This is a genomic window from Streptomyces alkaliphilus (assembly GCF_014141535.1).
GTDB lineage: Bacteria > Actinomycetota > Actinomycetes > Streptomycetales > Streptomycetaceae > Streptomyces > Streptomyces alkaliphilus.
Map to the genome: position 1 here is coordinate 1 of NZ_VKHT01000209.1, position 6,312 is coordinate 6,312.

A 6,312-nucleotide genomic window follows, 5' to 3' on the forward strand; every position below is an offset into this window, starting at 1 on the left:
GGTGAGAGCCGGCCCCGGCCGGGGGCGGGCCCGGCTCTCACCGCTCCGGTTTGGTGATGGTGAAGAGCACCCGCAGCACCAGCACCGAGCTGATCAACAGCATGTTGTAGCCGAAGATGTCGAACAGCCGCAGGGAGTCGGATACATGGGGGCCGCCCTCGACGGCCAGCAGCAGGATGCCCAGGACCCCGGTCAGTCCGCCGACGAAGGCGAGCAGGACGTCACGGACGATGCCCCGTATGAAACGTCGGTCCCGTTCGTCCGCCAGCAGGCGCACGTTGATGCCGAGCCTGCCGTGCTCCAGGGCGCTGCTGATGCGCTCGGCCCGGCGCGGCAGCCGGAGCAGCATCGGCAGCACGGCGGCGGCCTCGTCCGTCAGGGACCGGGCCAGGTGCCGGGGGGAGAGGTTGCGGGTGAGTTCGGACGCGGCGAAGGAACGCGCCTCCTGCACGATGTCGAACCCCGGCATGAGCCGGTTCAAGGAGCCCTCCACGGTGGTCAGGGCGCGGAAGGCCGCGGCCACCTCGGGCGGCACGGTCAGTCCGTACTGGGAGACGATCACGAAGAGGTCGGTGAACATCTCGTGGCTCGGAGGGGTGCCGGCGCTCATGTGACGGGCCGTGAAGCGGCCCAGCGCGCGTTGGAAGCGTTCCTCGTCGATCTCCTCGGGGCGTTCCACCAGTTCCAGCAGGCTGTCGGACATCGCCGTCGGATCGTTGCGGTCGATCGCCAGGAGCAGGTTGCGCAGGCTGGAGCGGAGCATCTGGTCGATCCGCCCCACGGAGCCGAAGTCCACCAGGCCCAGTCGGCCGTCCTCCAGGACCAGGATGTTCCCCGGGTGGGGGTCGGCGTGGAAGATCCCCTTGGTCATGATCTGCTCGAGCAGGCAGCCCAGCAGGTCGCGGGCGAGCGCCGCGCGGTCCAGGCCGCGTTCCTCGATGACGGGGTCGGCCCGGTTCAGGGTGACCCCGTCGAGCCACTCGACGACCAGGACCCGTTCGGTGCACAGGTCCTGGTGGACCCGGGGGAATCGCACGCGCGGGGCGGTGCCCGGAGGGCGGGCCCCCGGGGTCTCCCCCGTTTCGTCGCCCGCCGTGCCGCCGCCCGTCGTGCCCGCGGTCCCGTCGCCTCCCGCGGGGGTGGCGTTCGCCGCCACGGCCACGGTGTTGCGCGCCTCGGTGCGGAAGTCCAGTTCCTCGTGGAGTGAGTCGGCGAATCCCCTGGCCAGTTCGCGGGAGCCGACCGTCCGGCCCCATGTGGTGTGACGCTCCAGCATGTCGCTGAGCCGGAAGAGGATGTCCAGGTCGCGCTCCACGATCCGACGGGCGCCCGGCCGCTGCACCTTCACGGCCACCTCGTGGCCGTCGCGCAGCCGGGCCCGGTGCACCTGGGCCATCGAACCGGCCGCCAGCGGTTCGGGGTCGAAGTGTGCGAACACCTCCGCCGGCGGGGCACCCAGCTCCTCGGTCAGGAGCCGCTCGATGTCGGGCCGGGGTTCGGGGGCCACCTCGTGCTGGAGCGAGCTCAGCTCGTCCACGAAGACGTCCGGCAGCAGGTCGTAGCGGGAGGAGAGCACCTGGCCCAGTTTCACGAAGGTGGCTCCCGCCTCCTCCAGGGCCAGCCTCAGGGAGCGGGCCAGTTCCGCCTGTTCCTGCGGGCTGGTGGCGGCGCGCCGGGGCCGGCCGGTCAGGAAGCGGCGCAGGCCGTGCCGCACGGCGATCCCGCTGAGTTGCGTGTAGCGCCGGCTGCGCGCCAGCCTGCGGCGCAGGGCGCCGGGCCAGCGGACCACTCCGCGCACCGATCCGCTGGGCACCATGGCCTCGGAGATCACCAGGAAGATCATGGCGGCGATCAGGGCCGCGCCGAGCTGCACGGTCACCAGGGGGGTGCGGCTCGCCTCGGGGCCCATCGGGGTGCCGACGATCCCCGCGACCAACAACCCCACGCATCCGGTGAGGACGGCGCGAACCCTGCCGATCCGCAGTCCGAGCAGTCTGCGGGCCACGATGGCCATGATCATCGGTCCGAGGAGGGCGGTGGCCCCGGCTATCAGGAGTACGGAGAGTGGTTCCACCCCGCCGATCGTAGGGACTGTTCCACCCCGCCGGACCACGCTCATCACATCCCCTCGCCCCGTGGTGGCGGGATGGACGACGGCAGTTCGGGGACGGCACTTCGGGGGTGGCACTTTCATGCCGGCCCGGTTGTCGCCCGGTCGGCGTGCTGCGAGGGTGCTGCGGGGGTCGTGTCGGAAGACCACGCACCGCCCTTCCGCCCCGGGACCGACAGGATGGGTTTCCTCGTGACCGCAGAGCAGCTGTACGAGGCTCCGATACCGGCTTCACCGGACGGCCGTCTCTCGTATTCCTCCGTGCTGCTGAGTCGGCTCGGCCCCAACGAGCCGGCTTTCCGACTCCGTATGGAGGAGGCGCTGGCCGCCGCCGAGAGATGTCTTCGGGAGTATTCCCGCGACTCCTCCGATCCCCGGGTGGCCGACCTGACGGGGCATCTGGCGACCACCGGCGGCAAGCGGCTGCGGACGCTTCTGGCCCTGCTCGCCGCGGAGTTCGGGGACCCGGCGAGGGAGGGTGTGGTCCGGGCGGCCGTCGTGGCCGAGCTCGTCCACATCGCCTCGCTCTACCACGACGACGTGGTGGACCGGGCCGCCGTCCGGCACGGTGTCTCCAGCGCCAACGTCCTGTGGGGCGACCGGATGGCCGTCCTGGGCGGGAACTGGTTGTTGGCCAGGGCCGCCCGGATCGCCGCCGAGCTGGAGCCCGGCGTGATCGACCTCAACGCCGGCACGGCCAACCGGCTCATCACGGGGCAGATGCGGGAACTCGCCGGTCCCGGGCCGGAGGAGAACCCCGTCGAGCACTACTTCCGGGTGATCGCCGGCAAGACCGCCGCGCTGCTGGCCATGGCCCCGGGGGCCGGTGCCCTCCAGGCCGGTGCGCCCGAGGCGGTCGTGGACGCCCTGATCGAGTACGGCGAACAGTTCGGCGTCGCGTTCCAGATCGCCGATGACCTGCTGGACATCGCCTCCCCCGAGAGCCTGACGGGCAAGGAGCGGGGCAAGGACCTGCTCGCCGGGGTCTCCAGCCTCCCGGTGCTGCTCGCCCTGGAGGACACCGATCCGCGCGACGCGGAGCTGCGCGAGTTGCTCGCGGCCGGGCCCGGCGACGGAACCGACCGGCACCTCCGCGTTCTCGAGCTCTTCGCCGTCTCGCGGGCCACCGCCCGCGCCGAGGCGATCATGCGCGAGCGGTTGGCGGGGGCCAGGGCCGCGCTCGAGTCCCTTCCGGCGACGCCGGCCCGCCACACCCTCGACGCCCTCTGCGACTTCGTGGCCTTCCGCACCGGCTGAGGGGGGCCGGTGGTCGGGCGCCGCCGGGAAAACGCGGTGCGGCGTGCGCGGCGAAGGGCCCTGTCGGGCCGGCCCCCGCGCGTGCGCCGGGGGGGAGTTCTCGGAGCCGTCGTTCCCCGGCCGGGTCCCGGCCGGGGACACGTCCCTCCGGGCGGGTGCGGGTTGATCCGGGACCACCCGGCCGTCCCGTTCGACAGCTTGATGCCACGGGGGCCCGGCGCGGCCCGGGGTCCGGTGCTCCCCCGGGCGGAGGGCGCGGGGGTCGGGAAGGGGCCGTCGGGCCGGTGGGCGGCCGCCGCGGGGGACGGCGTCGCGCCCGGCGGGTGTGGTGGCCGCCGGGCGCGAGGAAGGTCACATCACCCGGAACGAACGCTTCGCGATCGGCGCGCAGACGCACACCAGGGCGAGGCACGCGACGAGGGTGGCGAGCAGTTCCATGAGGGTGATGTTGCCGGCGACCATGCTGCGCGTGGCGTCGTTGGCGTAGGAGATGGGGTTGGCCTGGGCGATCACCCGGAGCCAGGTGGGCATCGACTCCGGCGGGACGAAGGCGTTGGAGGCGAAGAGGAGCGGGAAGGTCATCAGGGTGGTGATCATGCGCAGCACGTCGCCGTTGCGCAGCACCGCGGCCATGGCGATGAAGATCCAGCTCATGGACCAGCCGACGAGCAGGCTCATGAGGATCGAGCCCACCACGCCCGGGATCCCGCCGGGGGGCGCGAAGCCGAAGAACAGCGCGGCCAGGACGGCGACCGCGATCAGCTGGTAGAGCGCCCGGGTTCCGTCGGCGAAGCTCCTGGCCAGCAGCACGCTGAACCGGTTGATCGGCAGGGTGTGGAAGCGGGTGATCACGTCGTTGCGCAGGTCGTTGATGAGACCGTTGCCCGCCTGGGCGCCGGCGGCGACCGCGGTGATGATCATGATGGCGGGGGCCAGGTTGTCGATGTAGGCCATGTCGGTCGGCATGCCGGGCGCGTCGCCCAGCACCTTCAACACGCCGGCGAACATCAGCAGCATGACCAGCGGCTCGACGAAGGTGACGACGAGCACGCCGGTTTGCAGGTAGGGCCGGATCGAGCGGCCGGTGAGGGCGGCGGTCTGGGAGATCAGACCACTGGTGCCCCACTGTTCGGACGGCTGTCCCCGGCCGGCCGGCCCTGTCCGCCGGTCGGCCTCGGCCTCGATGACCGTCATCGGTGCTCTCCTTCTTCGGTGGGAATGGTCGGGACGGTCACGCGGGCACCGACTTCCCGGTGGGTTCCCGGGTCAGCCGCAGGTAGACGTCGTCCAGGGTCGGCTCGGAGAAGCCGAGTTCGGTGATCTCGGTGCGCGCCTCGTTCAGGGTGCGCACGATGGCGGCGAGGTCCGCGGAGGCGGTGACCGGGACGCTGATGGTGGTACCGGACTCCTGGGGGATCGCGCGGATGCCGGAGTCCTCCAGCGCCTTCACCGCGCCGGGCACCTCGGTCTGCGTCGGCAGCGTCACGGTCACCATGCGCTGGCCGACGTCGGCCTTGAGCTCGCCGGGCGTGCCCTCCGCGATGACCCTGCCCTTGGACAGGAGGGTGATCCGGTCGCAGAGCCGGTCGGCCTCCTCGAGGTACTGGGTGGTGAGCAGCACGGACACGCCGTCCTTGGCCAGCCGCTTCACGATCTCCCACACCCCGAGCCGGGAGGTCGGGTCCAGGCCGGTCGTGGGCTCGTCGAGGAAGATGACCTGCGGTGATCCGACGAGGCTCGCGGCGATGTCCAGTCGTCTGCGCATGCCACCCGAGTACTGGGAGACCGGTCGCCCGGCGGCGTCGGAGAGGTCGAACAGCTCCAGCAGTTCGTCCACGCGGGTCCGGGCCTGGCGCTTGCTCGCGCCGAGCAGGCGGGCGATCAGGACGAGGTTGTCCCGTCCGGAGAGCTGCTCGTCCACCGAGGCGAACTGCCCGGTCAGCCCGATGCAGCGGCGGACCTTCTGCGGCTCGGCGGTCACGTCGAGACCGCGGATCCGGGCGGTGCCGGCGGTCGGTTCGAGCAGGGTGGAGAAGATGTTGACCAGGGTGGTCTTACCGGCGCCGTTGTGGCCCAGCAGGCCGTGGATCGAGCCCTCGGGGACGGAGACGTTCACGCCGTCCAGCGCGGCGACGTCACCGAACGACTTCGTTACCTCTATTGCCTCAATCATGGGTGTGGCCACGTGCTCGGCCTCCGTTGCTTTCTCCGGCGGCCCGGTGGCGGGCCACGGTTCGGATATTTCATCGAGAATTGCCGCCACCGCTGCTCCGTGATGCTAAAGCGGTACGGGTGTGGGGGCGGAAGTTCCTGCAGGTTCCTGAAATGCGGCGGATACCACGGCCTCGACGGCGCTCCGGCGGTCAGGGACCGACCGGTTCCGTGATTCGTTCGGTGCGCGGACGCGCCATCCGCAGATAGTCCTCGGTGGCCAGCGCCATCGACAGGTCGAGCCGGGCGGCGTTGAAGTACAGGGTGTCGCCGCGCAACAGGTCCTCCTCGACGATCAATTCGAGGTCGGGGTGGAAGGAGAAAGGGATGATCGAGCCGCTGACCGAGCCGGCGAGTCGCTCGGCGGTCTCCCGGTCGGCGAAGCCGGCCCTGCGCCCGCCGACGCATTCCGCGATCCGGCACAGGTCCAGGCGCCGGTCGCCGGGGATGACGGCGAGCACGTACCGGCGGGTCCGCTTGGTCGGCCGCACCACCACGACCAGGGACTTGGCGCTGTGCGCCAGGTCGTGTCCGCGCAGGGCGCTGGCCACCTCGGTGCGCCCCTCCGGGGGGTGCTCGATGAGTCGGTAGGAGGCCCCGTGGCGGTCGGCCAGCTCCCTGAGCCGCCCGTGGGCGGTCCGGTCCCGGGAGGGGTCGCCGCCCCGGCCGTCGGTGTCGGTGTCGGTGTCGGTCTCGGCCAGGGGGGCGACCCCTCCCGGGACCGGACCGCCCAC

Annotated in this window: 5 protein-coding genes; 1 reads left to right on the top strand and 4 read right to left on the bottom strand. The window is 71.8% G+C overall.

Going from position 1 to position 6,312, the window contains the following annotated elements; genetic code table 11:
- Positions 1-37: 37 nt before the first annotated feature.
- The gene (locus tag FNQ90_RS09325; protein WP_323379855.1) at positions 38-2,074 is read right to left on the bottom strand and encodes an ABC1 kinase family protein; all 2,037 of its coding nucleotides are present in this window, start codon (positions 2,072-2,074) and stop codon (positions 38-40) included.
- Between the two features lie 228 nt (positions 2,075-2,302).
- On the opposite strand from FNQ90_RS09325, the gene FNQ90_RS09330 reads away from it, so the two are divergent.
- Positions 2,303-3,367, top strand: coding sequence for a polyprenyl synthetase family protein (locus FNQ90_RS09330; RefSeq protein ID WP_323379856.1), 1,065 nt, complete (start codon positions 2,303-2,305; stop codon positions 3,365-3,367).
- A 351-nt stretch (positions 3,368-3,718) separates the two neighbouring features.
- Here the strand turns inward: FNQ90_RS09330 and FNQ90_RS09335 are convergent, their stop codons facing one another.
- The 3 genes from FNQ90_RS09335 to FNQ90_RS09345 form a co-directional block, all read right to left on the bottom strand.
- Positions 3,719-4,561, bottom strand: a complete 843-nt coding sequence (locus FNQ90_RS09335) for an ABC transporter permease (RefSeq protein WP_182605933.1) — start codon at positions 4,559-4,561, stop codon at positions 3,719-3,721.
- 37 nt (positions 4,562-4,598) lie between these two features.
- Positions 4,599-5,540 (bottom strand): ATP-binding cassette domain-containing protein, encoded by a 942-nt coding sequence (locus FNQ90_RS09340; RefSeq protein WP_182605935.1) that lies wholly within the window; start codon positions 5,538-5,540, stop codon positions 4,599-4,601.
- A 190-nt stretch (positions 5,541-5,730) separates the two neighbouring features.
- Positions 5,731-6,312 (bottom strand): YbaK/EbsC family protein (locus FNQ90_RS09345; RefSeq protein WP_323379857.1); only part of this gene is annotated, 582 nt, incomplete at its 5' end.

Bases quoted from the DNA above. Each gene is read 5' to 3' on its own strand.
- FNQ90_RS09335 (WP_182605933.1), bottom strand. From the start codon at position 4,561: ATGACGGTCATCGAGGCCGAGGCCGACCGGCGGACAGGGCCGGCCGGC.
- FNQ90_RS09340 (WP_182605935.1), bottom strand. From the start codon at position 5,540: ATGATTGAGGCAATAGAGGTAACGAAGTCGTTCGGTGACGTCGCCGCG.